Genomic DNA, 22,381 nt, shown 5'->3' with positions numbered 1-22,381 from the left:
GCATGGTCTCTCTCATTCTCTCTCAGCGTTGTCCCATAAATGATCTACGGCATGCTGGTTGACCAGCGTCGTTCCCCGGTCACCCGGCGAGGGTGAGGTTGTGGAGGCGGGCGATGCCGAGCATGGCGTGGTGGACGCCGTCACCTTTGAGACGGCAGTCGCGGAGGATCTTCCAGGTCTTCATGCGGGCGAAGGCGTGCTCGATGCGGGCGCGGATCTTGCGGTGTGAGCGGTTGTGCTCCTCTTTCCAAGCCGGAAGGCCAGCCTGGCCGGGTGCGCGGCGGTGCGGGATGACCAGGCCAGTGCCCCGGTAGCCGCCGTCGGCGATCACCGTGGCGCGGCCAACGGCGCCTTTCGTGCCGGACAGCTCCCACGCCTTGCAGTCGTTGCGGTTGCCGGGCAGCGGTCGGCCGACGGCGACGACGAGCCGGGTGTCGGCGTCGATGACGACCTGGTGGTTGGTGGAGTACGGGTAGTTCTTGGACTGCTCGGCGATGCTGTGGTCGCGGGTGGGGACCAGGGTGCCGTCCACGATCAGGACGGTGTCTGTGCGTAAGCGCTTGCGCTGCTGGGGTGCGAGTGCTGGGCCGAGGTGGTCGATGATGCGGTCGGCCGCGGACTTGGACACCCCGAACAGCGGTGCCAGTTGGCGCAGGGTGAGGTTGGTGCGCCAGTAGGCGGCGACCAGCAGCACCCGGTCCTCCAGCGGCAGGCTCCACGGCCGGCCTCTGCGGACCGGGTCGGCGCCCTCGCGCCGGAGCGCGGTGATCAGCTTGCCGAATTGCCTTGGGCTCAGCCCGCTGAAGGGAGGTATCCACGCGGGATCCGAAGCCGTGATGACGCCAGCCATTTCAAGATCATCGCAAGTGGCCCGGGCGTCTCTCCCTGTTCAGTACGTTTCAGGGGCTGGAGGAAGGTTCGCGGTCGTGTGCGCTTCCGCAATGTTGAACACACTGGCGCAAGCCGGACACTCTGCCCTGCCAAAGACGTACCTGATCCCCTCGGCGAGCCGCCGCTGCCCGTCCCGGCCGGCTGTGGCGTGCATCCATCGGCCCGGGTCGCGAAGCTCCTCGGCCGGGGCGGGCCGCAGCGGCCGCCGCTCGGTGTCGCCCTGATCCCAGTCCCGGATGGCCGCGTAGCAGCCGTAGTCGCCGACGGCGATGGTCACCTCCGCTTCGCAGTCGGGGCAGGACACGGCATAGAAGTCGTCGGTGAAGTCCCCCATGGAGGCGCTCCAGTGGTACTGCCCTGCGAGGGCGAGCAGATCACCGAAGAGCCGGTTGTAGTCGGCCGGACGCGTCCGAAGCCTCTGGTCCACGAGTTCCCGCAACCGGTCGACCTCGTTCGGACAGCCCGCGAGCAGAGCTTCACCGTCGGGGTGCCGCAACGTGCCGCGCACGATGGCACTGGCCAGTTCGAGTGCCTGGGCACACGCGGGAGCTAGAGCTGCCAAGCGCGGGAGAGCTGCGAAGCTCGCCGCGGAGACCGTCTCACCGTGGAGGCAGAGACGGTCCCACAGCTCGTCCCACGCCTCCGGAACTTCCTCTCGCTCCACCTGATCCAGGAGCAGTGGCACTCGCCCAACCGCCCCGTGAGCATCGACCACCTGCGTCCAGTCCGTCACAAGGGCATTCAACTGTTCCCATAGCCCCGCTGCCAACCTGCAGGATGACAGGGCCACGGGCTCCCGAGCCATTGCGGGATAGCCCTTCGGCAGCGTTGATGCGCTGTGTGCCGACTTTGCGGGCCTTCGCCCATGACGGAACCAGGTACCAGCGCAGCGGCCGCTGTTCCCTGCACCCGGCGTCGTCGCCGTCGCATGAGGTGCGCCTTGGGAACGGCCCATGCCTCATTGGTCGGACCATATTTCAATCGGCTCGAGGGTTTCTTCGGCACGTCAGTCGGTGACGGGTATCAGTTGGACAGGGCCTCGCGGTCCACGAGTGGGGACGTATCGGCCACCTATGCAGCCACTCTCCCCGCGCCCTCATTGCTGGCGCGGTGCTGGCTGTCGTTCGTATTGACCAGGCTGGCCGAGAGGGGAATGAGGCAGAGGACGGCCCCTTGGCCAGGGGGCGTGGCGCGGGGCCGCCCATGCCCTGCCAGTCCTGTCAGTACGGCAAGGCATTACGACGCTAGGACACAGCACGTATTTGTGCCTGCTGGGTGGCTCCTTCAGGTGAGAGTCAGCGTTCGGGACGGCACGTCGTTGGTGCCTGGCGATCCGGAGCGAGGCTCGAGGCGGCCTGTTGTCGGCTTGTTGGCCGGCGTAGGGCAGAAGGACACGGCAGCGGTCGGTGATTACGACGTAATCACCTTGGACTGGGGGAGAGGATTTGCCGGGGCTGGGGTGAACGGCTGTGCCCGGATGCCCGGGCCAAGGCGGATAGGGCCTGGTCACCCTGCTTGGTATCGGCGCTACTCGACCTGTGGGGCTGCGTCGCGTAACGGCTGCCGGACTGACCAAGTCCGGTGAGGGACTGTCAGGCGCGCCTTTTCGTTCAGCCTCTACGTCTCCCGTGGCTGTCGCCATCCACCGCCGCATGTGGGCCCGGACGCCGGTTCAGCCCACGCGGAGGCGGGCCCCGTGCACGATCATCCGGCGGGACGGACACGCCAACAGTTGACGATTACGGCGTAATCACCGTTTCTTGCCGTATTCTGGCCAAGTGCCCCAACATGGTGCCTGGTGTTGTCGCAATGAACTGGCCCAGGCGCTGATTCCTTGCACGAACCAGTTAACACGGGCCGACCGCAAGCAGTGAGAGATCGGGCGGCGAGCGACGGTTTCAACCAAGCCAGTGCCACCTTGCCGACTCAGTCTCACAACCTGGCTGACGCGGTCCAAGGCAGGACATCGGCTCTGGCAGCGATCGCGAGGTACCCGCGCGGCAACTTGCGGGTGATTACGTCGTAATCGCCCAGCGTCTGAGGATGACGGCCCAACAATGATGCGTAACTAACGTGTCGATCGCACGAAAGATCTTGGACGTTAGTATGGTGTCCTCATGAGCTCGCCAGCGTCTTCCAGCGACCGCGAGAAGGTCGTCTCCAAACTGCCGGGATGGCTCCGGCAAAACCTCAAAGTCAGAGCCGCCCAGCGCGGCGTCGAGATCCAGGCTGCAGTGGAACAAGGCATCAGAGACTGGTGCAGCCTGGCCTCCACCGCCGTAACCGTCGACACCGCCGGCGCCGACTCCTTCTCCACATTCCTGCCCCCCGGGCAGTGGGAAGAGTTCCGGCAGATCGCAACCGACCGACGGGTCTCCCTCACCCAGGGGCTTGCCCAGTCCGTCCAGCTCTGGCTCGACGCCAATCCCGCGCCGGACGTGGAACGGCCCGAGATCACCCGCCGCATCATCGTCTGCAACCAGAAGGGCGGTGTCGGCAAGACAGCGATCACCGCGGGTCTCGGGGAGGCACTGGCCGAGGACCCCAACGGTCTGCACCCCGTCCGCGTGGCCAAGGCACTCACCAAGGCGTTGAGGGAAAGCGAAACGCACACAGGCGAAGACGCGTCGGCAGACGACCCCCTGGACATCGAGAACCTGCCCGGCCCAGGCCTGAAGGTACTCCTCGTCGATTTCGACCCGCAGTGCCACCTCACCAACCAGTTGGGTGCCTCTCCCCTGCCGATGAACGGGGACAGCCTCACCAACCACATGGCGGGCGACCCCAAGGGCGAACTCCGCGACCTCATCATTTCCATCGACGACGACACGTTCGATGGCCGACTCCACCTCCTGCCCGCCTGCAACGACGCCTTCCTGCTCGATGTGCGTCTCTCCGCAGTGCGAGCCCGGGAAGCCGCCCTCGAGAGGGCCCTCGCCCCGCTCGAGGGTGATTACGACGTAATCATCGTCGACTGTCCCCCGAGCCTTGGACTCAGCATGGACGCAGCGGCCTACTACGGCCGCCGCCGTGATGGAGAGCGGCCCGGACAGTCCGGCGCGCTGATCGTTGTGCAGGCCGAGGACAGCTCCGCAGACGCCTACGAACTCCTGACCACACAGATCGACGACCTGCGTGGTGACCTCCAAGTCGACATCGACTACCTCGGCATCGTGGTCAACCTGTACGACTCTCGCCGCGGCTACATCGCTACCTCGTCGCTCCAGGGATGGGTCGACATAAAGGATCCCCGAGTCGTGGGACTCATCGGAGACCTCAAGGAACAGAAGGAAGCGGTCCGAGTGAAGCGGCCTTTGCTGTCGTACGCTCCCAAGTCGCAGCAGGCTGTGGGCATGCGTGCTCTGGCCCGGGAGGTGTTGTGAGTAAGGCCGACCGACTCGGAGCCGGCCGTTTCGGTGGGGGAGTACGACCGGTCAGTGCCCGCCGTCAGGCAGTCGCTGCCGCCACCGGAGTTCCAACCGAAGGTGTCGCTCCGCCGACAAAACTGTCCCCCGACCTCATCAGCCTGAACCCGGACAACCCACGGTCCAGCCTCGGCGAGCTCACCGATCTCGTCGGAAGCCTTCGCGACCACGGCCAGAAGATCGCCATCACGATCATGAACCGGGATGCGTACATCCGTGCCTACCCGGACAAGGAAGCCGACCTCGAAGAAGGCACCGCATACGTCGTTGTCGACGGAAGCAGCCGCCTGGCTGCAGCCCGGGAAGCCGGGCTGGCCGAAGTGAAGGTGATGGTCGACGACGACCAGGGCACCACCCCCGAGGAACTCCTTGAGTCCGCGCTCGTCGCCAACATCCACCGCCAGGACCTCTCAGAGATGGACGAAGCCCGCGCCCTGCAACGGCTCCTGGCCATCCACGGCAGCCAGCGGGCCCTGGCCAAGCGCCTGCACCGCTCGCAAGGCTGGGTGTCTCAACGCCTGGCCCTGCTCAATCTGACCCCCGAACTGCAGGAGCGCATCGGCCAGGACCCCATCGAACTTCTGCGCGCGGTCGGCAACAAGCCGGCCGATCAACAGGAAGCGGCTCTCGAAGAGCTCAAGGCGGAGCAGACCCGCAAGGAGCAGGACAAGAGGGCAGCCCGGTCGAAACCCAAGCCGAAGCCGAAGGAAGAACAACCCGGGGACAACCCGAAGGCCGAGCCTCCACAGGGTGAGGCCAGTGCTGCCGGCGGTGCCTCAGCTCACGGAGCGCTAGATCGGCAGGGGCAGTCCGGCTCCCCGGAGACTGGCAAGCCCGTACCGTCTGACATTCCCGAGCCGCGTACGCAAGAGCCCTCGCCGGAAGCTTCCGAAACCACGAAACACCCCGACCGGCAGCCCCGGAAGGTGCCCTACGACGAGCCCGGCCCCCTCGCCATGCTGCTGGACTCGAGGATCTCCTCGGACGAGACGTTCTTCGATCTCTTGCGCATCCTCGGGGTGAGAGGCCTTGATCGAGACCCGGCACGTCTCGGTGAACTGGCACAGGCCCTTGCCGAACAAGCAGCCGCCAGGGTCGACTGACCGCCGGGCAGTCCGTCTCTTGTACGCGAAAGGCAACTGCTGACGCTGCGACGCTGCGACGCTGCCCCGGATTAACGGCCGACGGCCCGGCGTCGTTCGGTAAGTAACCCTGGAACAAGAGAGGAAGGGGCGCCGGGGTGCCGGTTAGGCGTCGGCCGCGGCCTCCCGCGCCGTACCGCCGACAGTGTGGCGACGCCGATGGGTGGGGGAGAGGCCGGGGCACACGGCATGCCAGCGAGTTGATCCGGGCGCTCTCATGGTCTCTCCTTCGGGGACCATGAGAGCGCCCGGGCAGCCTCAGGCCCTGACGGGACCGCCTGTACCGGGCACCGCGCGGTAGTTGGATCCGAAGGCGGAGCAGTAGGCGTAGGACCAGTGGTTGTTTTTGGTGACCACGCCCCTGGCCGTCTTCGTCGAGCTTCCATTGGAGCACGTAGCCTTCGCGTAGTACGCGAAGGCTACGTCGCAGGCCACCCCGTAGCTGTTGCGGTCGGACCATTCCGCACCGCCGATGCACCATGAGGGAATGCTTGCCGCGCTCTGCGGTGAGGACTGGATCGCCTGAGCGGGGATGGTGACCCCGAGCGCGAGGGTGGCTCCGGCGATGGTTGCCGCGAAGGCGTGACGACACGCATGGATCTCTCCTTGTCTGGGTGGAGGTGGTGAGCTGGGCTCGTGCCGCTGACCCGCGCCAGCGAGGTGAGTTACAGGAACCCGGCCAACGGCGGTCTACCTGCACCGTGGCGACAGTTGGGCCGGCCCAGCACCACAGAGATTGCTGGCCGTCGGCAGGCCGAGACAACGTCAACCGGCTGTCCCGGACAGTGCTGGGTTGTCCGGGCTGGTCACGGCCTTGTCCGGGTTACGTCCCGGACAGCGAGAGCATGGCCAAATCCGCCGTTGCTCGTGTGTCATGGCAGCAGCACGATGACGTTCGTGGGGGATCCGGGGGAGTTGTCGCCGTACAAAGCCCGAGATGCTGCCGGCTTTGTCCGGTCGATGCAGCAGCTCAAGGAACGTTCGGGGTTGACGTATCGCGAATTGGAGGAGCGGTCCGCGCGAAGCGGCGACCCGCTGGCGCGCAGCACGCTGGCCGACGTACTGCGACGGACGAGCCTGCCTAGGCCCGACGTGCTGGCCGCGTTTGTCCGTGCCTGCGGGGAAGGGCAGCGGGTCGATGCCTGGCTGAAGGCCAGGGACCGGATCGCTGCAGACATCGCTGCCATGACCGCTACGGCGTCCGAGGCCGAGGCTCAACCGCAGATCGAGGACTCGATAGGTGCGAGGCCGCGCCGGGTCAAGGGCCGCACGGTCGCGCTGGTGACCGTGGTCATGGTCCCGCTGCTCGCTTTTGGTCGCCTGGGGGTTTTTCCCTGGCAGCTCCGGTGATCCAGACGCGTCGCCCCCCACTTCCCGGACTCCCGTCGACGGCTGGGTCACCATCCGCCCCGGCCGTACGCCCGACCTCTGCCTGACCGACGGCCGAGACCGGGACGGCGCCTATGGCAGCGCCGTCGCTGTCCAACTCCCCTGTGCCCAGGCCACCGTGCCGCGCACTTACCTTGAACCGACCGGCGGGGGCCTGTACCGCATCCAGTGGCACCATCCCCAGGAGGGAAGAGGATGCCTGACCATCATGAACACCGGCCCGGTAAAGGGCATGCTCGAGCCGCGGGACAACTGTGCCCAGGCCACCCTGTTCCGTCTCGAACCCATCGCCAGCGACAGCGCAGGGGGTTTCCGGCTACGTCCGGCCAACAGCAGCGAGTGCATCGGCATCGCCGACAACAGCACACGCGTGGGGGCCGAGGCGACAGAAGAACGATGTACCGGCGCGGCCGATCAACGGTTTTTCCTCCGGACTGAGTGACGGTCTTCACTGCGGTCAGTTGCAGGAGCAGCACTCGGTGGGATCCTCACCCGAGGCGAGGCTGACGGCCTCCCTGAAGGGGCGCGCCATCGGGAGCGCGCGGCGGTGGACTTCTTCCTGAAGCCCGGCGAGGCGCTGCACATCACGGTGCACCTGGTCCGACTGCTCCTATAGACGGCATACGGTAGCGAACCCGGACCGGCGCTCCCTGGCGCGATGTGTCAGAACGCTACGGTCCCTGGGACCGGGCCCATGACCTGTTCCGGCGCTGGCAGCGAGATGGCACGTGGGCCAGGATCGTCACCCAGCTGCAGGCCGAGGCCGACGCGAAGGGCCTGATCACCTGGGACGTGAACGTCGACTCCACCGTCTGCCGGGCCCGCCAGCACGCCGCCGGGGCAGTCTTTAACCTTCGGCGGAGTCTCAGTGAGACCGGTAGGTTCTCCACAGTGACCTCGATGGAGACGCAAGGCCTCGCGTCGATGACCGACGAGGCCCAGTTGCGCTGGATAGCGCTGGGAGACACGACCCGGAAGCCGCCCATAGTCATGCTCCATGGCGGTCCGGGTCTGCCGGACTACCTGGGCGATGTCGCCCCCATGGTCGCGGACCTTGCCCCCGTGTACCGGTATGACCAGCGTGGCACGGGCCGGTCCCCGTGGCAGGGGCGCCATTCCCTCGCCCGGCATGTCGACGATCTCGCCGAGTTGCTCGACGCATGGGACGTGCCTAAGGCCGTGCTGATTGGGCACTCCTATGGTACCGACCTGGCTAGCCGGTTCTGCCTGATGCACCCTGACCGGGTTGCCGCGATGCTGCTGATGTGCGGGCCGTTCGTCGGTGATTGGTGTTCCGGGGACCGAGCGGAGCGAGACCGCCGCATGTCCGCAGCACAGCAGGAGCGACTCCGTGCATTGGAGGAGACGCTGGACCGCACAGAGGAGCAGGAAGTCGAGCTGCTCACGCTGGCCTGGTTCACTGACCACGCCGATCCCGAACGCGGGTGGCACTGGGCCGCGCAGGGCGCCCGGCGGCGTCGCCCCGTCAACTGGGCTATGAACGGTGAACTCGGCAAGGAACGACGCGCTGACCCGCTCGATGAACACCTGGAGGAGCTGCGCGCCTGCCTGCCCGCGCGAGCAGAGCTTCTCGGTGGGGCCGCCGATCCCCGCCCGGTGTCGGCTCTTGAATCACTCGCACTCCGGCTCAATCTTCCGCTGACGCGGATCGAGGGCGCTGGGCACGAACCCTGGTTGGAACAGCCCGACGCCGTACGTGCGCACCTGCGGCGATTCGTGCAAGGCACGGTAGGCGCATAAGGCTTCGACCCCATTTCCCGGTGGCCTCATCCCCGGCAGTCGGCACTGCGGCAGTTCCGACGTTCGAAATACGTCCCGAACTAGGCCTCTGACCTGGGTATTCTCCGGACGCGGAGGCGGCCTTCGTCTGATCATGTGCTCCGACCAAGGTGCACTGACCGAGACGAAAGCCGTGAGCGTGAGTCTGCTGCCTGAAGCTGTTCCCAGCGAAGCGTTCGCGGAAGCGCAATGAGTTGTACGCATGTCTGACCGTGCGGCGCGATGAGCTGTTCGAGTTGGCGGACGCGGTGTTGTGTGCACCAGGTGCGGTGCACTCGGCGGTGGAGCTGACGCTGCTGCCCGAACACCGCCGTGGGCACGGGGCGATGTATGACGGCCTCAACCAGGCCGAATCGACGCCGACCGGCTGCGGTCGCTGCTGGCCGGTAGACGGGGGTGCTGTCTTGGACCGGGGGGCTGCAAACCGGGGACCATGCGTGAGACGGAGACCGGCAGCCTGGTCAGGGGGTGGTGCCGGTCGAGGGCTCGGCAGCCGAGACCGAAGAGCATGCCGAGTCTGGTGAGGACGACGCAGGGCCACACCGGTGGCGGTGCGGCCGTCGCCGACATCCACACCGCACGGCTCATCCCCGTCATGGGCCGGGGTACCGGCCCATGACGGGGATGAGCAAGGAGTCCGGAAACCGATGTGGTGTTCGTGAACTCTCAGCCGAGAAGGGTTTCACCGATGCGGGATCCGGTGGAGATTCCGTATTCCCTAGGACCGAAGACGCTGACTCCGCTGGTGCTCAGGCCGCTGCGGCTGCCCCGTAGTTGCCAGATGGCACCGTTGCCGTGGTGTTCGTGTGGGGCGGAGACGACGAGGTCCGCCTTGCCGTCGCGGTTGAAGTCGGCGAGGCGGATCTGGGAACCGAAGGCGTCGTTGTTCTGGGCGCCGCCGGGGATGCCGGGGGTGTTCTGTGAGTAGCGTGCGGCTCCGGAGGTGGTAAGTCCGCCAGCGCTTCCGCGCAACACCAGCACGTCGCCTCCCCTGAAGGTTCGGCCGAGAGTTTCGGAGGGGATGCCGATGGCGAGGTCTGCGCGGTGGTCGCCGTTGATATCGGCGATGGACAGGGCCGCGCCGAACTCGTCTTCCTTCTCGTTGTCACCGGGGATGCCGGCGGTGTTCTGGTGGTAGACGCGACCTGAGGGGGCGAGGCCGCCGTTGATGTGGGGGTCACCGTAGCGGACGGTGATGTAACCGGAGCCGTGACTGGGATCGGCCAGCCCGTTGGGGTTGAGGCGAGGGTTGGACAGGGCGATGACGAGGTCGTCGCGGCCGTCGCCGTTGAGGTCGCCGGCCGCCACGCGGTCACCGCCGGCGAGCCGGGCCTGGGCGGTGAAGGAGCCGGCGTCGGCGGAGCCGGGGCTCTGGCCGTAGACAAGGGTGCTTTTCTGCTGGACGACGGCCAGTTCGTCCTTGCCGTCGCCGGTGAAGTCCCCGGCTGCCAGGTTCCAGCTGCCGGTGACATCGGCGTCGCTCACGTCGATCCCGGCTGGGGCTTTAGTGGGGGTGAACGTGCCGGAGTACAGCCGCAGGGATGTCTGCCCGCTGACGGCGATGTCCGGGCGGGAGTCGCCGGTGAAGTCACCCACGGCGATGTCGGCGCCGAACATGCGGCCGGGATACGACGGTCCCGAGGGGAGCGCGAGGGCACTGCGAAACGGTGACGTTCCGCCCCAGAGTACGGTCACCGAGCCCTTCCCCGACACATCTCCTTCACTGCCGACCAGCAGGTCGGCGTACCCGTCGCGGTTCATGTCGCCGCTGGCGAGGCTGCCGCCGAAGGAATCCTGGTATCCAGCGGCGCCGGGGATGTTGGCGGAGTTCTGTGTGAGATAGACGTGCTTGCCGGTCAGGCCGTGAGCGGAGCCGAAGGTGATCAGAACAGCACCGGCGCCCTCCTTTCCGCTGACCGTCTTTCCAGGCATCCCGATAGCCAGGTCGCGGTATCCGTCGCCGTTGAAGTCGTCGGCCAACTTGGACACGGCAGCGACGGCCTGTCCGCCTGAGACAGCCACCAGAGTGCCGGTCAGACAAGCCGCTAAGGCCGCTGCCACGGCAAGACGCAGTGAATGACGCACGCAAATCCCCTCTTCCATCGCAGACGCCGACCGCGTCCGCGAACCAGAATGATGCCCCGCACCCCCGTGCGAGGCGGACCAACCGCTTGATCACGCGATGCGTGACAGTGAACAGACTCCCCATCGGCGTCCATGGTTGTACCGCAGCCACCTGCGACACCTTTAGCAGGTAGGGGCCGCGTCGCGACGCGGCGCAGTGAGCCGTGGCGGGCCTGCCTCGCCTGACCTGACGGCCGGACATCCGCGCGGCCGCCATCTCCCTCACCCAGATCAACCTGCACCGCAAGATCGTCAAGCATGCGGCATTCATCGGTCAGTACCCGATCGCGATCCTTTCCGACTGCGTGGTCTACGCGGCAGCCGGGCCCTCGCCGCTGGACTTCCTGCCCTACCCGGACGGCAAGCCGCTGCCTAGCGGCTTCAGGCTCGGCGTCAACCCGGGCCTGGTCAAGCACGAAGGCACCCAGAGCGTGCTGTGGGGCGAGGAGGTCCTCAGCCGGTTCGACACCCCCGACCTCAACCTCGCCCGATACATTAAGGGTGGCACCGTCACCGACAGCAGAGGGCAGGAGAGTTCGATGAGCCTGTTCGGGGACGGCCTGGACGCCGCGGTGCGCAAGGCGTTCACCCGCCCGGTGCCCAAGAGCGCGCCCGCGCAGATGCGCTACCTGGTCAAGCAGCTCAAGGGCACGAAGGCGGTCGCCCAGCTGCTGCGCATCTCCCAGCGCACCGTCGAACGCTACGTGAAGAACCAGATCAGAAAGCCCCGCCCGGACCTCGCCGCGCGCCTGGAGCGCGAGGTGGCGAAGCGGTGGCAGCCGCAGGTCCGCGCCAGGGCTCGGCAGCAGGCGGCGACGACCGGTGGCATCGTCATCGACACCCGCGCCCGGCTCGGGTACACCGCGCCGATCGGCACCACCGACGAGGACCGCATCCGGTACCTGACGGTTGCCCTGCCCCCGCAGTACGCCGCCCGGCTCTTCGACGCCCAGGAGGCCGGCGCCGGCGACCAGCGGTTCCAGCAGATCACCGCCGAAGCGCTCAAGGACGTGTACTTCCAGGACAACGGCCGCCGAGCCGGCAGCCTGGAGGAGGTCCACTTCACGGAGATCGAGCACCTGGAATTCGAGCTGTAGCCCAGCTCCTCATCCCCCTGGGTAGCTGGATCCCGCGGAGGCAAGCGCTTCGCTGCCAACGCGCTACGACCTTGTCCGGGTAGCAGCCTGGTAGCACCCGACCAGTTTCTCCATGCCGGTCAGGCCAGCGTGCAGGCAAATTGCCGGAGCCAGTCGTCCACCTGCTCCAGCCGGTCGGCAGCGTCGCGCAGATCCAGGACCGGGTTAGCGCGAAAGACGCCGCCGGACGACGCCCCGGCGTCTGGCATCCCCTGCAAGCCGTCGGAGTGGAGGAGGTCCTTGACATGCCGATCCGTACCGAGATGAAGCTCGCGTGGCTGCGCTGCCAGACGGGGTCGATATCGGTGATGCGGGCGATCTCCGCCACGACCTTGGGGTCGGCTGTCGTCTTCAGGGATCCTTCGAGCAGGTCAGGAGTGGATCAAGCTCGCCATTTGGCGAGACACACCACAATTTCAGATGCACTGAGCCTTTTCCAACTTGGCCTGCGCCGGTTCAGGCACACCGTCGCAGGGCTCATGCCTTTCTGAGGGTGATCGCCTGTGTGATAGCCGCGCCGACCACCAAGAAGCCTGCGGCGACGCCGAGCAGGACACCCGTGGGCACCAGGGCATCCGTCGAGTCTGAGGCATTCTGCAAGTGGGTGAGCATGATGTTGACCGGGGAAACGCCTTTGCCCAGCAGCACGGCCAGTAGGAGACCCAGGGCGAGGACGAGCGCGTAGCCCTGCCGTCGGAACACCAGCCGTGAGCAGACCAGTCCGATGGCTATGCCGGTGAAAGCGCAGGTGAGTTGGGCCTCGGTCCCCAGCGCCAGGTCCGCAAGGCCGGGTGTGTGGGTTCCGAACATCAGCGGCAGCACCAGACCAGCAGCCGTCAGCAGCAGGCACCACACGGCGGCCGTCCCGACCGTCGCTAGCAGAACGCGTAGATGGCTGCCGGTGCTGACGACGACGACCGAGCGGTGTGCCTGATCCTCGAGACCGATCAGTGCCATGGTCAGCCAGACCGAGCACAGCAGCATGGCCCCGGCCACCGAGGCGTAGGTCGCGGTGAGCGGGCCGGCATCGCTGCTGGTCAGCACGGCCACGAGACCGAGGAACAGCAGTAGCGGCGCGAGGTAGCGCTGGGAGAGCAGCAGCACCGTGAACATGTAGCGGATCAGGGCGATCACAGGGCGGTCCTCCCCTCATCGAACCGGGAATTGTGTTCACCCACTGCCTCGGTGAGGCCCGCCACCGACCACCGGTGCTGCAGCGCCGTCAGCAGTACGGCGTCCGAGTGCTCCCGCGCCACCCGCAGGACGACCTCCCCGCCGCGCCGGGCGGAGTCCACCACACCCGGCAGCGTGGCCCAGTTCACCTCGACCGGCATGACGCCGGTGGGCGGCGCGGTCAGGATCAACTCGACCATCGAGGCCCAGCCCCCGGCGTGCCGGCCGCCGTGCAAGGTGACCCGGCAGTCGCTGATGACGTAGACGCCGCTGGCGTGCGTCTCGATGATCGCCTCGCGGTGGTCGGTGAGGACCACCGCCCCGCCCTGTGCGGCCACTTCGTCGATGATTTCGGCGAGGACCCTGTGGGCCGAGGCGTCCAGACCTGACCAGGGCTCGTCAAGAACCAGCAGGTCGGGCTGGACGATCAGGGCCTGGGCGAGCGCCACCTTCTGCGCGTTGCCCTTCGACAGCGCGCGCAGCGATGCGCTCCGCCCACCCACCAGGGACAGCCGCTCCAGAAGGTGATTGCCTCGGGTACGGGCGGCGGAGGCCGACAGGCCGCGGACGCGCCCCATGTGGGTGAGGTAAGAGATCGCCGAGATGCGGTCATGGGCGGTGAAGCGGTCCGGTACGTAACCGATGTGTGGTGGTCGGCCCGACACGCTTCCGGAGGTGGGCTGGGACAGTCCGGCGAGGATCCTCAGCAAGGTCGACTTCCCTGAACCGTTGCTGCCCACCACCGCGAAAACGCCACCGGCCGAGACCTTCATGTCCACGTCGCGGAGGACCCACCATCCTCCGCCGTAACGTTTGCCGACCGCCTCACAACGTAGCAACTCGTCCTCCCTGTAACCTACGCGCTAGCCCTTCCAGCCTGACGGGCGGGCTTGACAGTTATGCTGACAGGCAGGTGAAGCCGCTGGTAGATGGCTTTCGACCAAGAGAACCGTCTCCACCAGAGGCTTCGCGTGCTTGTTTACCCGTCGGGTGTCGACGTGTCCAGCTCTGCCCTTCGCTTCCTGTCCGCCCGGCTGCAAGCGCGTCGCCGAGCTCTTGGTACCCGATGGCGGCGGCTGAGTGCGGGTCGACAGGCTCTGCTCGCCCTCGCCCACCTCCGCAACGGACACACCTACGCCCAGCTTGCAGCCGGTTTCGGCGTCGGTACCACTACCGCCTACCGCTACGTCACCGAGGCCGTGGAGCTCCTGGCCGCCCTCGCACCCACACTCGCCGAAGCCGTACGGGCCGCGTCGATGAAGGCGTATCTGATCCTGGATGGGACGCTTCTGCCCATCGACCGGATCGCCGCCGACCGGCCCTTCTACTCGGGCAAACACAAGAAGCACGGCATGAACGTGCAGCTAATCGCCGACCCGAAGGGCCGATTGCTGTGGGCCTCACCAGCCCTGCCCGGAGCCGTCCATGACGTCCGGGCGGCACGCGAGCACGGCATCGTCCATGCTCTCGCCAAGGCGGGCATCAACTGCTGGGCCGACAAGGGCTACCAGGGTGCCGGCGGCACGGTCCGCACTCCTTACCGTGGCCGTTGGAACAGCCTTTCCACAGGCCAGCAGGAGGTCAACCGTTCCCATGCGAAGATCAGGGCACTCGTCGAGCAGGCCGTCGCCACTCTGAAGTCCTGGCGGCTCCTCTGCCGGCTCCGATGCTCAACCACCCGGATCACGAGCCTCGTCCAGGCCGTCCTCAGCCTGCATCTGGCCAGCCCAAACTGAGGATGGAAAAGGCTCACTGTCACCATCGACCGGCTCGGCACCTCAGTCGGTCTAGCAACCGCGGGCTACTGGGGCCTGGATCCCGCGTTTCCTGGTCAATGCCGACTGCTGCTGTACCTGGGCCCACCGAGGTTCTGGGTCCGCGGCCGCGGGTTCCACCGGAGCGGTCCCAGCCTCCCAGGGCCTAGCGATACCTTGGTTAGACATCCCCATGCCGCGCCCTACTGAGGCCTCAATGAGCGAACGGTCGGCACCCGCCGACAATGCGCGGCAGCGGCTTGACCCCGCGGCCGCCGACGCCGTGCACCCTGCCCGTACCGGGCCATCGCCGATCAGTTCGTCGGCGCCCTGGATGGGATCGCCGCGAACGTTTGCCGTCGGTGAGGGATTGCAACCCTTCGCGAGCAGCATCTCGCCCGCCTTGCCCGTCAGCGTCCGGCCGTCGCCTGATGACCAAAACAGCAGAGCCGGCGCCGCGCCCGCATCGCGTTCTCCGACTCGGCTACCAAGCAGCTGAGGAAAGGCCTGCTGGGCAAGAGCGACCGAAGCGACTCAGCCGAAGTTCGCCGTTGCCTGAGGTGAGGCAGACGTTTGTCGGAGGCTCAGTCGCTTCAGTCGCTTGGGTCGCTGCACAGGGAGGACAGGCAGCGACTGAAGGCACAGCTACTCAGCGAGTGTTCGGTCGCTGCTCCCAGGAACTACAAAACTGCAGGTCAACGCGGTTGCGGCAGGTTCACAGCGACTGAAGCGACTCAAGGTCGGAGTATATGAGGACATTCGTGTGCGCGTGTGTGCGTTATATATAGGAAGCTTCAGTCGCTTCAGTCGCTGTTCTAGGTCGCCGATGGTCTCTGACCTGCGGTTTTCTGTAGCCATGAGGAGTAGCGACTGAACGCATCTCGGTCGCTACGCGCTCTGCTGGGTCGCTGTCCAGGCCTGCCGATCGCACTATCGACACGGCATCAGGGTTCCTTCGCATGTGCTTCACGACCTCATGGGCTACATTCGCTAGGCTGTGTCCATCGTTGAGTCGCTTCAGTCGCTGATAGGGGGTGCAAATGCCTGCTGACCTGCGATCTCCTGGCAGCGACTCACGGAAGCCAGGCCCAGAGTCTTCAGTCGCTGCCTCCCTGGTTACCGCCCGCTGGTGCGCGCGCCGCGGCTGGCCCGTGCACCCTCTCGCAGCCGGCCGCAAGACCCCAGCTGGGAACTGTACTCACTGCCGCACGGCCCCGCACCCGCCAGCCGAGTGCCCCTGCCTGCCTGCAGGACGCTGGTGCCACGGCTTCCACGCCGCCACCCTCGACCAACGCCGTATCACCACCTGGTGGGGGGAGCACCCGGAATTCGGCGTCGGCATCGCCTGCGGCCCGGCCGGGCTAGTCGTCATCGACATCGACGCCCACCGGACCCAACCGCCCACCCGCGACCGGATCCTGCCCGGCATCCCGATTGGCGAACACGTCGACCTCACAGGCCTGGCCAACGGATACCACACCATCGCCGTCCTGGCCGCCCTCCGCGGCCAGCGCAGCCCCGCGGAGGACGACACCACGCTGCGCGTCCGCACGCCCTCAGGCGGCCTGCACGTCTGGTACAGGGCCACGGACAGCCGCCGCTGGCGCTGCTCCTCCGGTTCCAGTCACGGCACCGCCCTGGCCTGGCAGGTCGACGTCCGTGCCCACGGCGGCTACATCATCGCTCCGGGCACCACCACCCGCGACGGTACCTACACCCCGATCGACAGCGTCCGTGAGCCGGCTGCCCTGCCCACCTGGCTCGCTCAGGAACTGGAACGCACCGGCCACCTGCCCGCCCCGAGCATCCCCGCCCCCCGCTCAGTTCCGCCGCGTGCCCAACAAGCCGTACTCGCTGCGGGCGGCGGCCGCGGCCGCACTCAGCGCATGCTCGCCTCTGTTCTTGCCCCCGTCGAGGCCTGCGGCCAAGTCGCCGAAGGCGCCGGGTTCTCCGACACCCTCAATCGGGCCGCCTACACCCTCGGCGGACTCGTTGCAGCAGGCCGGCTCACCGAGGAAGAAGCCGAACAGGCACTCACCGAGACCGCGACCGCCGCCCGCCCCGGCCAGGAACGTCGCGCCGCCCAGATCATCCGCAGTGGCATGGCCGCCGGCCGTCAGCACCCCCTCCACCTGGGAAGGGGCCCCCGATGACGGCACCTAGAAATGAGACGGAAGCACTCTTCGAGTTCGACCCCGAAGCCGTCGCCGCACAGATCCGCAACCAGACCTCCCTAACCCAGGCCACCACCGTTGCCCTGCCCGCACAAGCGGACGCATCCCGCGCCGCCGCCGGCGAAGCAACCTCCGCAGGGCTGCTCCCGGACACCCTTACCGACCGTGGGAACGCAAAGCTCTTCGTCAAGCTGTACGCCAACGACTACCGGCACGTCCCCGGCATCGGCTGGTACCGGTGGGACACCACCCGGTGGCAAATTGACGAGGACGACACCGTGCTATGGGCCGCCGGCGACCTCGCAGAAGCGATCGCAACCCACGACCCCCGCGGCCTGTTCACCACCCAGGCCCTGCAATCACATCGCCGCCGCGCCCTGTCCACCACAGGCATCAACGCCATGCTCACCCAAGCCAAGTCCGCCCCCGGCATGGTCCTCAACGCAGCCCGACTCGACGCCGACCCCTACGCGCTGTGCACCCCCAACGGCATCGTCGACCTGCGCACCGGCCTCATCAAAAACCCCGACCCGAACAAAGACTTCCACTCCCGCTCCACCACGGTCGGCCCCGAACCCATGCCCACCCCCCGGTGGAACCGATTCCTGACCGACACCTTCGGCGCCGACGCCGAAGACCAGGAAATGATTGCCTACCTGCAATTGCTGCTGGGCTACTCCGTGACAGGCGACGTCGGCGGCCAGGTACTGCCCTTCCTCTTCGGCTCCGGCAAGAACGGCAAGTCCGTCCTCCTGGACGTGCTCATGAAACTGCTGGGCGACTACGCAGACGCTGCCCCACCCGGCTTCCTCATGGCCCGCCCCTACGAGGGCCACCCCACTGACCTGGCCGAGTTGCACGGCCGGCGCGTCATCGTCTGCTCCGAGGTCAAGCCGGGAGACAAATTCGACGAGGGCCGCGTCAAACTGCTGACCGGCGGCGACCGCATCAAAGCCCGGCGCATGCGCCAGGACTTCTTCAGCTTCAACCCCACTCACAAGCTGTGGCTGCTCGGCAACCACCGCCCCGAAGTCGGCACCGGCGGCTTTGCGTTTTGGCGGCGCATGCGTCTGATCCCGTTCGAACGGGTCGTCCCCGACCACCGAAAGATCGACAACCTGGCGGACATCCTCGTCACCGAGGAAGGCCCCGGCATCCTCGCCTGGCTCGTCGACGGTGCCCGCCGCTACCTCGCCGGCGACCGCGACCTCACCGGCCCCGAACGCGTCCGTATCGCTACCAGCACCTACGCCGAAACAGAGGACCACACCGGCCGCTTCTATGAGGAGTGCTGCACCCTCGCCCCCGACCTGCGCGCCGAGCAGACCGCCCTCTACGCCGCCTACCGGACCTGGTGCCACAATGAGGGAGCACCAGCCGTCTCCTCACGCGCGTTCGCCGCCCGCACCCGAGAACTCGTCGGCCTGGCCTCACCCAAGGAAATGATCCTGTCCAACCAGCGCAAGCACTACCCCGGCATCGGACTGCTCACCGACCAGGAGAGGGACCACACATGAGCTCCCTGATCACCGAGGACGAGATCAGCCACGAAGCCGAACTGGTGTGGCTGGAGGACATCGACCGCCTCGACTACGTCCGCCAGAGCCTGGACCGGCTGCCCACCCGCAAGGGCAAGCCCGCCTACCACCGCGACGGCCGCATGGTCGGCTACGCCCTCCTCGACACCACCGCCAAACCCTCCCGCGCCTCCGGCACCTTCCGCCGCCGCGTCTTCTGGCTCCTGCCCCACGACCGTGACAGCCAGCCCGATGGCCTGTACGCCAAGAGCGCTCCCGCCGAAGCCATCGACCCCCGCACCCTTCAGCCTCGAGTCAAGGGCTACAAAACCGAACGCTCCGAAGGCGGCCCACCCTCGGCGGCCATGCAAGAACTCGGCATACAGCTCCCTCTGTAACCGCAGGTCGACCGCTGAAGAGATCCAGCTGTGATCGCCCAGCGACTTGTTGCTGGCGGTCAGACGGAGGCACATCATCTCTATCGGACCTCGGTGCCGCACTGTGAACTCTGTGCGCATCCGACAGTTTGTTGACTGAGTCAATCATCCGTACTTCAGGCTCAGCGGCGGACGGCATTGAAAGAGCGTCTCTCAGCCGCAGAGCCCATCGCTTCCCCAGGAGGGACCCGGGCGCCCGAGGAGTAACCGCTGTACCTGTTCGCCCCCTCAGGTGAAACGCTTTCGAGGCCGCGCAGGGCTCGAACGTTCCACGCAGGCGGCGGTGGGCCTCATGGACCGGTTGCTGATCACCGAAGCGAAGCCAACCGTGCCGCCCTCGGCGGGTCGAAGTCGGTTCGGGGGCCCCACGGCATGGGCAACCCACCGCCCGGGAACAGCGACGGGCAGGTCTTTCCGCCTCCGCCCAGCGACGGGAAGCACAAGAAGTAGCCGGCCATGGTGGCGATCACATCCGACGTCGACAGCCTCCGCTGGTCCCTGGCTGCCGCCATGGACCAGCGGGGCGACTGGCCCGAACTCTCCGCCTGGATCCGCGAGGCCGTCGACGAACTGCCCCGGCATCAGTTCGCCCCGGAGCGCATCTGGCGGTGGGACGGACACGCCTATGTGCCGGTGGAACTCGTCCCTCGCCCGGGACGCGGACGGACTCAACGCCTGGATTCACGACACCGAGCGGTCCTGGGCCGTGTTCTCGGCCATCGGAGAGGGCCGCACGGTCGCCACCCAGGGCGGCCCCCGGCGCCTGGCCGACGCAGTGGAAGCGGCCTGGGACACGTGGCTGGAGGTGGGCAGTCCCTCCCTGTACGACTTCGGGATGACGGTCACGGACAGCGGCACCACCCAGTGCATGTGGGCCAACGACGCTGACAGCGGTCCCCGCTGGTCGATCACCTAAGAGGTTTCGGTCCTGGTCCTCACACCATGGTCCCACCGTTGCGCCGTGACGGGCAGTCCCGTAGCAGCTTCCGGATCTGCTCGGAGCGGTCGACCCTCGGTCCGAGCTCGCGCACACGGCGCTGCAGCAGCGTCCTCGTCGCGTCGTCCAGATGCTGGCAGTGCCCCCTGAACACCTCGCGCAGTGCCTTCAGCGCCCAGTACTCGTTGAACGGCTTGTCCTCAGACACCGCTGCCTCGGCGAGGGCGGGCCCCCACGCCGGGTCCGGGTTGGCGTACAGGTAAGCGGCGGCGGCCAGCCGCATCCCGCGGTCACCGCTGTGGAGGGCGCCCCGGAGCAGCCGGACCATCTCGTCCACCAGGTCGCTCATTGCTTGCGTCCGAGCACGTCCGCTGGACATGGTCCAGCGGATCTCGTTGTACCGCGCCGCCAGCCGATCGACGGGGTCACCCGGCGGCTCGGCGGGCCTACCGGTGGGCTGCGTCCTGCTGAGCGCCTCTCTCACTCCGTCGGCCAGGTCCTCGGCGGTCTCCTGGTGTCTCGCGTCGCTCTGTCTCGTCTCTCGGATGGCGTCCTGCGCTGTACTTTTGGCCTCTTCCACCTGCCTCTTCAGAGTGATTCCGAATCCGGAAACTTCGGAGAAGAAGACGCCCAGGAGCACCAGGATCACGAGACCGGTGACGACCATGGGCGGATCTGTCATCTGGGGATGACGGCACACCCGGGGCCGGGAGTTCGAGCTCGGCGCCACCATCCACGACCGCGGCCCGGCCACCGCCAGCGGTGAGGACATCACGGTCGTCCTCACCCTGGCCGAGGGTCTGGAAAGCACCCAGGCGGACAACGGGCACCGTCTGAGCTGCACCTTCACCGGTACCGACCTGGCCCCCCACAGCGCCAGACTGGACGGCGTGTTTCGGGTCCGGGCCGCGGACGACGCCGCACCGGGGGTGTACGAGTCGATGCTGGAGATCCAGTACGGCGGTGACCTCAATCTCAAGGACAATACCGCCGTCCTGCCCGTCACGATCGTGGTTCCCCAGCCCATCGACGACGAGCAGGCCCTCATCGTCTACCAGGAGAACCTCCCCCAGGCCGCCCGTGGTCAGAGCGCACGCTTCCACCTGCATTTCCGCGCCCCTATCGGCAAGCCGGTCAACCCCGGCGACCTCGACCAGCGCCTGACCGCACCCACCGGTTTCGTCTTCACCGGCCGGCCCACCTACACCTACCCCAACACCGCCTTGGGCGCGATCACCGGCAACCTGGACCACGACCTCCTGGACGACGGCCGCACCCTGGTCATTCGCCACAATCCGCACCTGAACACCACCGAGACCGACACCGCCCCCCTCCTCTACACCCTCGACGTGCGCGCCCAGGACGCCGCCACCCCCGGTGTCGTCGGCGACGGCTCCGCCAGCATCGGCCGGCGGCCCCCCGTGCAGATCAGCGCCGAAGTCACCAACACCGCCGCCAAGGTCAGCATCCGCGTTACCCAGACCCAGCTCTACAAGGCCAACATCAGCCCGGGCGAGCGCGGGGTCTACCCCGCCGTCCTCGAGTTCCTCAACACCGGACAGACCTCCACTGGCGCCCAGAACCTCGTTCTGACCGCTCCTGAGGGCCTGCGGTTCACCCAGGACAAGGTGGGGATGTCGAAGCCAGGGCACAAGGGCGTCTCACACTGACCGCCGAACGGTAAGACGGCAACCGCACCCTGACCGCCCGGGGCGCCACCGCCCTCAACATCAACCCCGGACAGTGGGCCCTCATCTTCCCCGAGATGGAAGCCGATACCACCGCCACCCCCGGTCCCGTACGCGTCGAAGCCCAGTTCGGCAACCCGATCATCGTCACCGGCTACGCCACCGTCACCATCCGCCCCTGGCACTGACTGTGACTGAGCAGGACAGATGGCCCTTGAGCACGCTGGTTGGCCCATATGCGCGATAGGTGGTGGCCCGCAGTGAGCTTTGGTCTGGACGCGCGGGACGGTCAGGCCGCCGCGATCAGCGGGGCGGCCCGAGGCGGCGCGCATGCGCAGGTGCGCCATGCGCTCGCGGTGACGGAACCAGGCCCGCCACACATCACGCCGGTGCGCGGATTCCTGTGGCAGCAGTGCCGGCAGGGCGGTGATGACGGCGCCGCCCACGGTGCTGAGCGCGACCGCCCAGCCGGGCATGCCGAGGGAGAACTTGGCGGCCAGTGCCAGGACGCCGATACCGACGGGCGGGGCGGTCCAGGTGAGGAGGCGGCGTGCGGCCGGGCGGCGGGTCATATCGGTGGTCCTTCGGGCTCGGAGGGCGCAGGCGTCGGGTGCGCGTGCGGGGCGGAGCATGCAGCAGTTCCAGCCCTTAGGTCGTGGGCAGCGGATCTGACAGTGCCGAAGAATCGGGGAGCGGGGGGTTACTGACCTTTGCGGCGTGTTGTCGTTACGGGCTGACGATGGGTGATCGTTGCGGTATGCCGGTTGTGTGAGATATCCGCAGGGTGGTGGGCT

18 protein-coding genes and 3 pseudogenes are annotated in these 22,381 nt (G+C 67.2%); 15 read left to right on the top strand and 6 right to left on the bottom strand.

Annotated features, from left to right (window positions below):
- Positions 1-79: 79 nt before the first annotated feature.
- Together ACZ7N4_RS37820 and ACZ7N4_RS37815 are read right to left on the bottom strand one after the other, a co-directional pair.
- Positions 80-850: a transposase gene (locus ACZ7N4_RS37820; protein WP_471368242.1), complete on the bottom strand. Its 771-nt coding sequence runs from the start codon at positions 848-850 to the stop codon at positions 80-82.
- 39 nt (positions 851-889) lie between these two features.
- Positions 890-1,624 carry a hypothetical protein gene (locus ACZ7N4_RS37815; protein ID WP_471368240.1) on the bottom strand — a complete coding sequence of 245 codons (735 nt, stop codon included), beginning with the start codon at positions 1,622-1,624 and terminating at the stop codon, positions 890-892.
- A gap of 1,384 nt (positions 1,625-3,008) precedes the next feature.
- Between ACZ7N4_RS37815 and ACZ7N4_RS37810 the strand changes: the two genes are divergently transcribed.
- The 7 genes and pseudogenes from ACZ7N4_RS37810 to ACZ7N4_RS37780 all read left to right on the top strand — a co-directional run.
- Complete coding sequence (locus ACZ7N4_RS37810) at positions 3,009-4,274, top strand: ParA family protein (RefSeq protein WP_471368237.1); 1,266 nt, start codon at positions 3,009-3,011, stop codon at positions 4,272-4,274.
- Positions 4,271-5,419, top strand: coding sequence for a ParB/RepB/Spo0J family partition protein (locus ACZ7N4_RS37805; RefSeq protein ID WP_471368235.1), 1,149 nt, complete (start codon positions 4,271-4,273; stop codon positions 5,417-5,419). The genes ACZ7N4_RS37810 and ACZ7N4_RS37805 overlap by 4 nt, the downstream gene beginning before the upstream one ends.
- 999 nt (positions 5,420-6,418) lie before the next feature.
- Positions 6,419-6,808: a hypothetical protein gene (locus ACZ7N4_RS37800; protein WP_471368233.1), complete on the top strand. Its 390-nt coding sequence runs from the start codon at positions 6,419-6,421 to the stop codon at positions 6,806-6,808.
- Positions 6,809-7,055: 247 nt separating this feature from the next.
- A complete protein-coding gene (locus ACZ7N4_RS37795) occupies positions 7,056-7,289 on the top strand; it encodes an RICIN domain-containing protein (protein WP_471368231.1) in 234 nt (77 codons plus the stop codon).
- A 188-nt stretch (positions 7,290-7,477) separates the two neighbouring features.
- Positions 7,478-7,690: pseudogene (locus ACZ7N4_RS37790) on the top strand (transposase); the annotation flags it as partial.
- 57 nt (positions 7,691-7,747) lie between these two features.
- The gene (locus ACZ7N4_RS37785) at positions 7,748-8,608 is read left to right on the top strand and encodes an alpha/beta fold hydrolase (RefSeq protein WP_471368294.1); all 861 of its coding nucleotides are present in this window, start codon (positions 7,748-7,750) and stop codon (positions 8,606-8,608) included.
- 191 nt (positions 8,609-8,799) lie between these two features.
- Positions 8,800-9,035: pseudogene (locus tag ACZ7N4_RS37780) on the top strand (transposase); the annotation flags it as partial.
- Positions 9,036-9,313: 278 nt separating this feature from the next.
- Here the strand turns inward: ACZ7N4_RS37780 and ACZ7N4_RS37775 are convergent.
- Complete coding sequence (locus tag ACZ7N4_RS37775; RefSeq protein ID WP_471368292.1) at positions 9,314-10,636, bottom strand: FG-GAP-like repeat-containing protein; 1,323 nt, start codon at positions 10,634-10,636, stop codon at positions 9,314-9,316.
- Between the two features lie 326 nt (positions 10,637-10,962).
- On the opposite strand from ACZ7N4_RS37775, the pseudogene ACZ7N4_RS37770 reads away from it, so the two are divergent.
- Together ACZ7N4_RS37770 and tpg are read left to right on the top strand one after the other, a co-directional pair.
- Positions 10,963-11,289 (top strand): annotated as a pseudogene (locus ACZ7N4_RS37770) (telomere-associated protein Tap); the annotation flags it as partial.
- A gap of 21 nt (positions 11,290-11,310) precedes the next feature.
- Complete coding sequence (tpg, locus tag ACZ7N4_RS37765) at positions 11,311-11,868, top strand: telomere-protecting terminal protein Tpg (RefSeq protein ID WP_471368290.1); 558 nt, start codon at positions 11,311-11,313, stop codon at positions 11,866-11,868.
- A gap of 516 nt (positions 11,869-12,384) precedes the next feature.
- Here tpg and ACZ7N4_RS37760 read toward each other — a convergent pair.
- Both ACZ7N4_RS37760 and ACZ7N4_RS37755 read right to left on the bottom strand, forming a co-directional pair.
- Positions 12,385-13,041, bottom strand: a complete 657-nt coding sequence (locus ACZ7N4_RS37760; RefSeq protein WP_471368227.1) for a hypothetical protein — start codon at positions 13,039-13,041, stop codon at positions 12,385-12,387.
- Complete coding sequence (locus ACZ7N4_RS37755; protein WP_471368226.1) at positions 13,038-13,859, bottom strand: ATP-binding cassette domain-containing protein; 822 nt, start codon at positions 13,857-13,859, stop codon at positions 13,038-13,040. Before ACZ7N4_RS37755 ends, ACZ7N4_RS37760 begins: the two co-directional genes overlap by 4 nt.
- 192 nt (positions 13,860-14,051) lie before the next feature.
- Between ACZ7N4_RS37755 and ACZ7N4_RS37750 the strand changes: the two genes are divergently transcribed.
- The 5 genes from ACZ7N4_RS37750 to ACZ7N4_RS37730 all read left to right on the top strand — a co-directional run bounded on the left by ACZ7N4_RS37750 (position 14,052) and on the right by ACZ7N4_RS37730 (position 19,878).
- Positions 14,052-14,816, top strand: a complete 765-nt coding sequence (locus tag ACZ7N4_RS37750) for an IS5 family transposase (RefSeq protein WP_471368288.1) — start codon at positions 14,052-14,054, stop codon at positions 14,814-14,816.
- Between the two features lie 1,169 nt (positions 14,817-15,985).
- Complete coding sequence (locus tag ACZ7N4_RS37745; RefSeq protein ID WP_471368224.1) at positions 15,986-16,987, top strand: bifunctional DNA primase/polymerase; 1,002 nt, start codon at positions 15,986-15,988, stop codon at positions 16,985-16,987.
- Positions 16,984-18,525 (top strand): DNA primase family protein, encoded by a 1,542-nt coding sequence (locus tag ACZ7N4_RS37740; RefSeq protein ID WP_471368222.1) that lies wholly within the window; start codon positions 16,984-16,986, stop codon positions 18,523-18,525. Before ACZ7N4_RS37745 ends, ACZ7N4_RS37740 begins: the two co-directional genes overlap by 4 nt.
- A complete protein-coding gene (locus ACZ7N4_RS37735; RefSeq protein WP_471368219.1) occupies positions 18,522-18,923 on the top strand; it encodes a DUF6009 family protein in 402 nt (133 codons plus the stop codon). Before ACZ7N4_RS37740 ends, ACZ7N4_RS37735 begins: the two co-directional genes overlap by 4 nt.
- 664 nt (positions 18,924-19,587) lie before the next feature.
- The gene (locus ACZ7N4_RS37730) at positions 19,588-19,878 is read left to right on the top strand and encodes a hypothetical protein (RefSeq protein WP_471368217.1); all 291 of its coding nucleotides are present in this window, start codon (positions 19,588-19,590) and stop codon (positions 19,876-19,878) included.
- 19 nt (positions 19,879-19,897) lie between these two features.
- Here the strand turns inward: ACZ7N4_RS37730 and ACZ7N4_RS37725 are convergent, their stop codons facing one another.
- The gene (locus ACZ7N4_RS37725) at positions 19,898-20,581 is read right to left on the bottom strand and encodes a hypothetical protein (protein WP_471368215.1); all 684 of its coding nucleotides are present in this window, start codon (positions 20,579-20,581) and stop codon (positions 19,898-19,900) included.
- 208 nt (positions 20,582-20,789) lie between these two features.
- Here ACZ7N4_RS37725 and ACZ7N4_RS37720 point away from each other — a divergent pair, with 208 nt between their 5' ends.
- The gene (locus ACZ7N4_RS37720) at positions 20,790-21,569 is read left to right on the top strand and encodes a hypothetical protein (RefSeq protein WP_471368214.1); all 780 of its coding nucleotides are present in this window, start codon (positions 20,790-20,792) and stop codon (positions 21,567-21,569) included.
- Positions 21,570-22,381 lie beyond the last annotated feature (812 nt).

The sequence above is a fragment of the Streptomyces sp. NPDC107654 genome (assembly GCF_055639035.1).
This window is presented reverse-complemented; position numbering and strand designations above follow the sequence as displayed.

Excerpts from the sequence above, each read along its gene's own strand:
- ACZ7N4_RS37795 (WP_471368231.1), top strand. The coding sequence starts at position 7,056 with ATGAACACCGGCCCGGTAAAGGGCATGCTCGAGCCGCGGGACAACTGT.
- ACZ7N4_RS37785 (WP_471368294.1), top strand. The coding sequence starts at position 7,748 with ATGGAGACGCAAGGCCTCGCGTCGATGACCGACGAGGCCCAGTTGCGC.
- ACZ7N4_RS37725 (WP_471368215.1), bottom strand. The coding sequence starts at position 20,581 with ATGACAGATCCGCCCATGGTCGTCACCGGTCTCGTGATCCTGGTGCTC.
- ACZ7N4_RS37800 (WP_471368233.1), top strand. The coding sequence starts at position 6,419 with ATGCAGCAGCTCAAGGAACGTTCGGGGTTGACGTATCGCGAATTGGAG.
- ACZ7N4_RS37735 (WP_471368219.1), top strand. The coding sequence starts at position 18,522 with ATGAGCTCCCTGATCACCGAGGACGAGATCAGCCACGAAGCCGAACTG.
- ACZ7N4_RS37730 (WP_471368217.1), top strand. The coding sequence starts at position 19,588 with ATGTGCCGGTGGAACTCGTCCCTCGCCCGGGACGCGGACGGACTCAAC.
- ACZ7N4_RS37820 (WP_471368242.1), bottom strand. The coding sequence starts at position 850 with ATGGCTGGCGTCATCACGGCTTCGGATCCCGCGTGGATACCTCCCTTC.
- tpg (WP_471368290.1), top strand. The coding sequence starts at position 11,311 with ATGAGCCTGTTCGGGGACGGCCTGGACGCCGCGGTGCGCAAGGCGTTC.
- ACZ7N4_RS37810 (WP_471368237.1), top strand. The coding sequence starts at position 3,009 with ATGAGCTCGCCAGCGTCTTCCAGCGACCGCGAGAAGGTCGTCTCCAAA.
- ACZ7N4_RS37740 (WP_471368222.1), top strand. The coding sequence starts at position 16,984 with ATGACGGCACCTAGAAATGAGACGGAAGCACTCTTCGAGTTCGACCCC.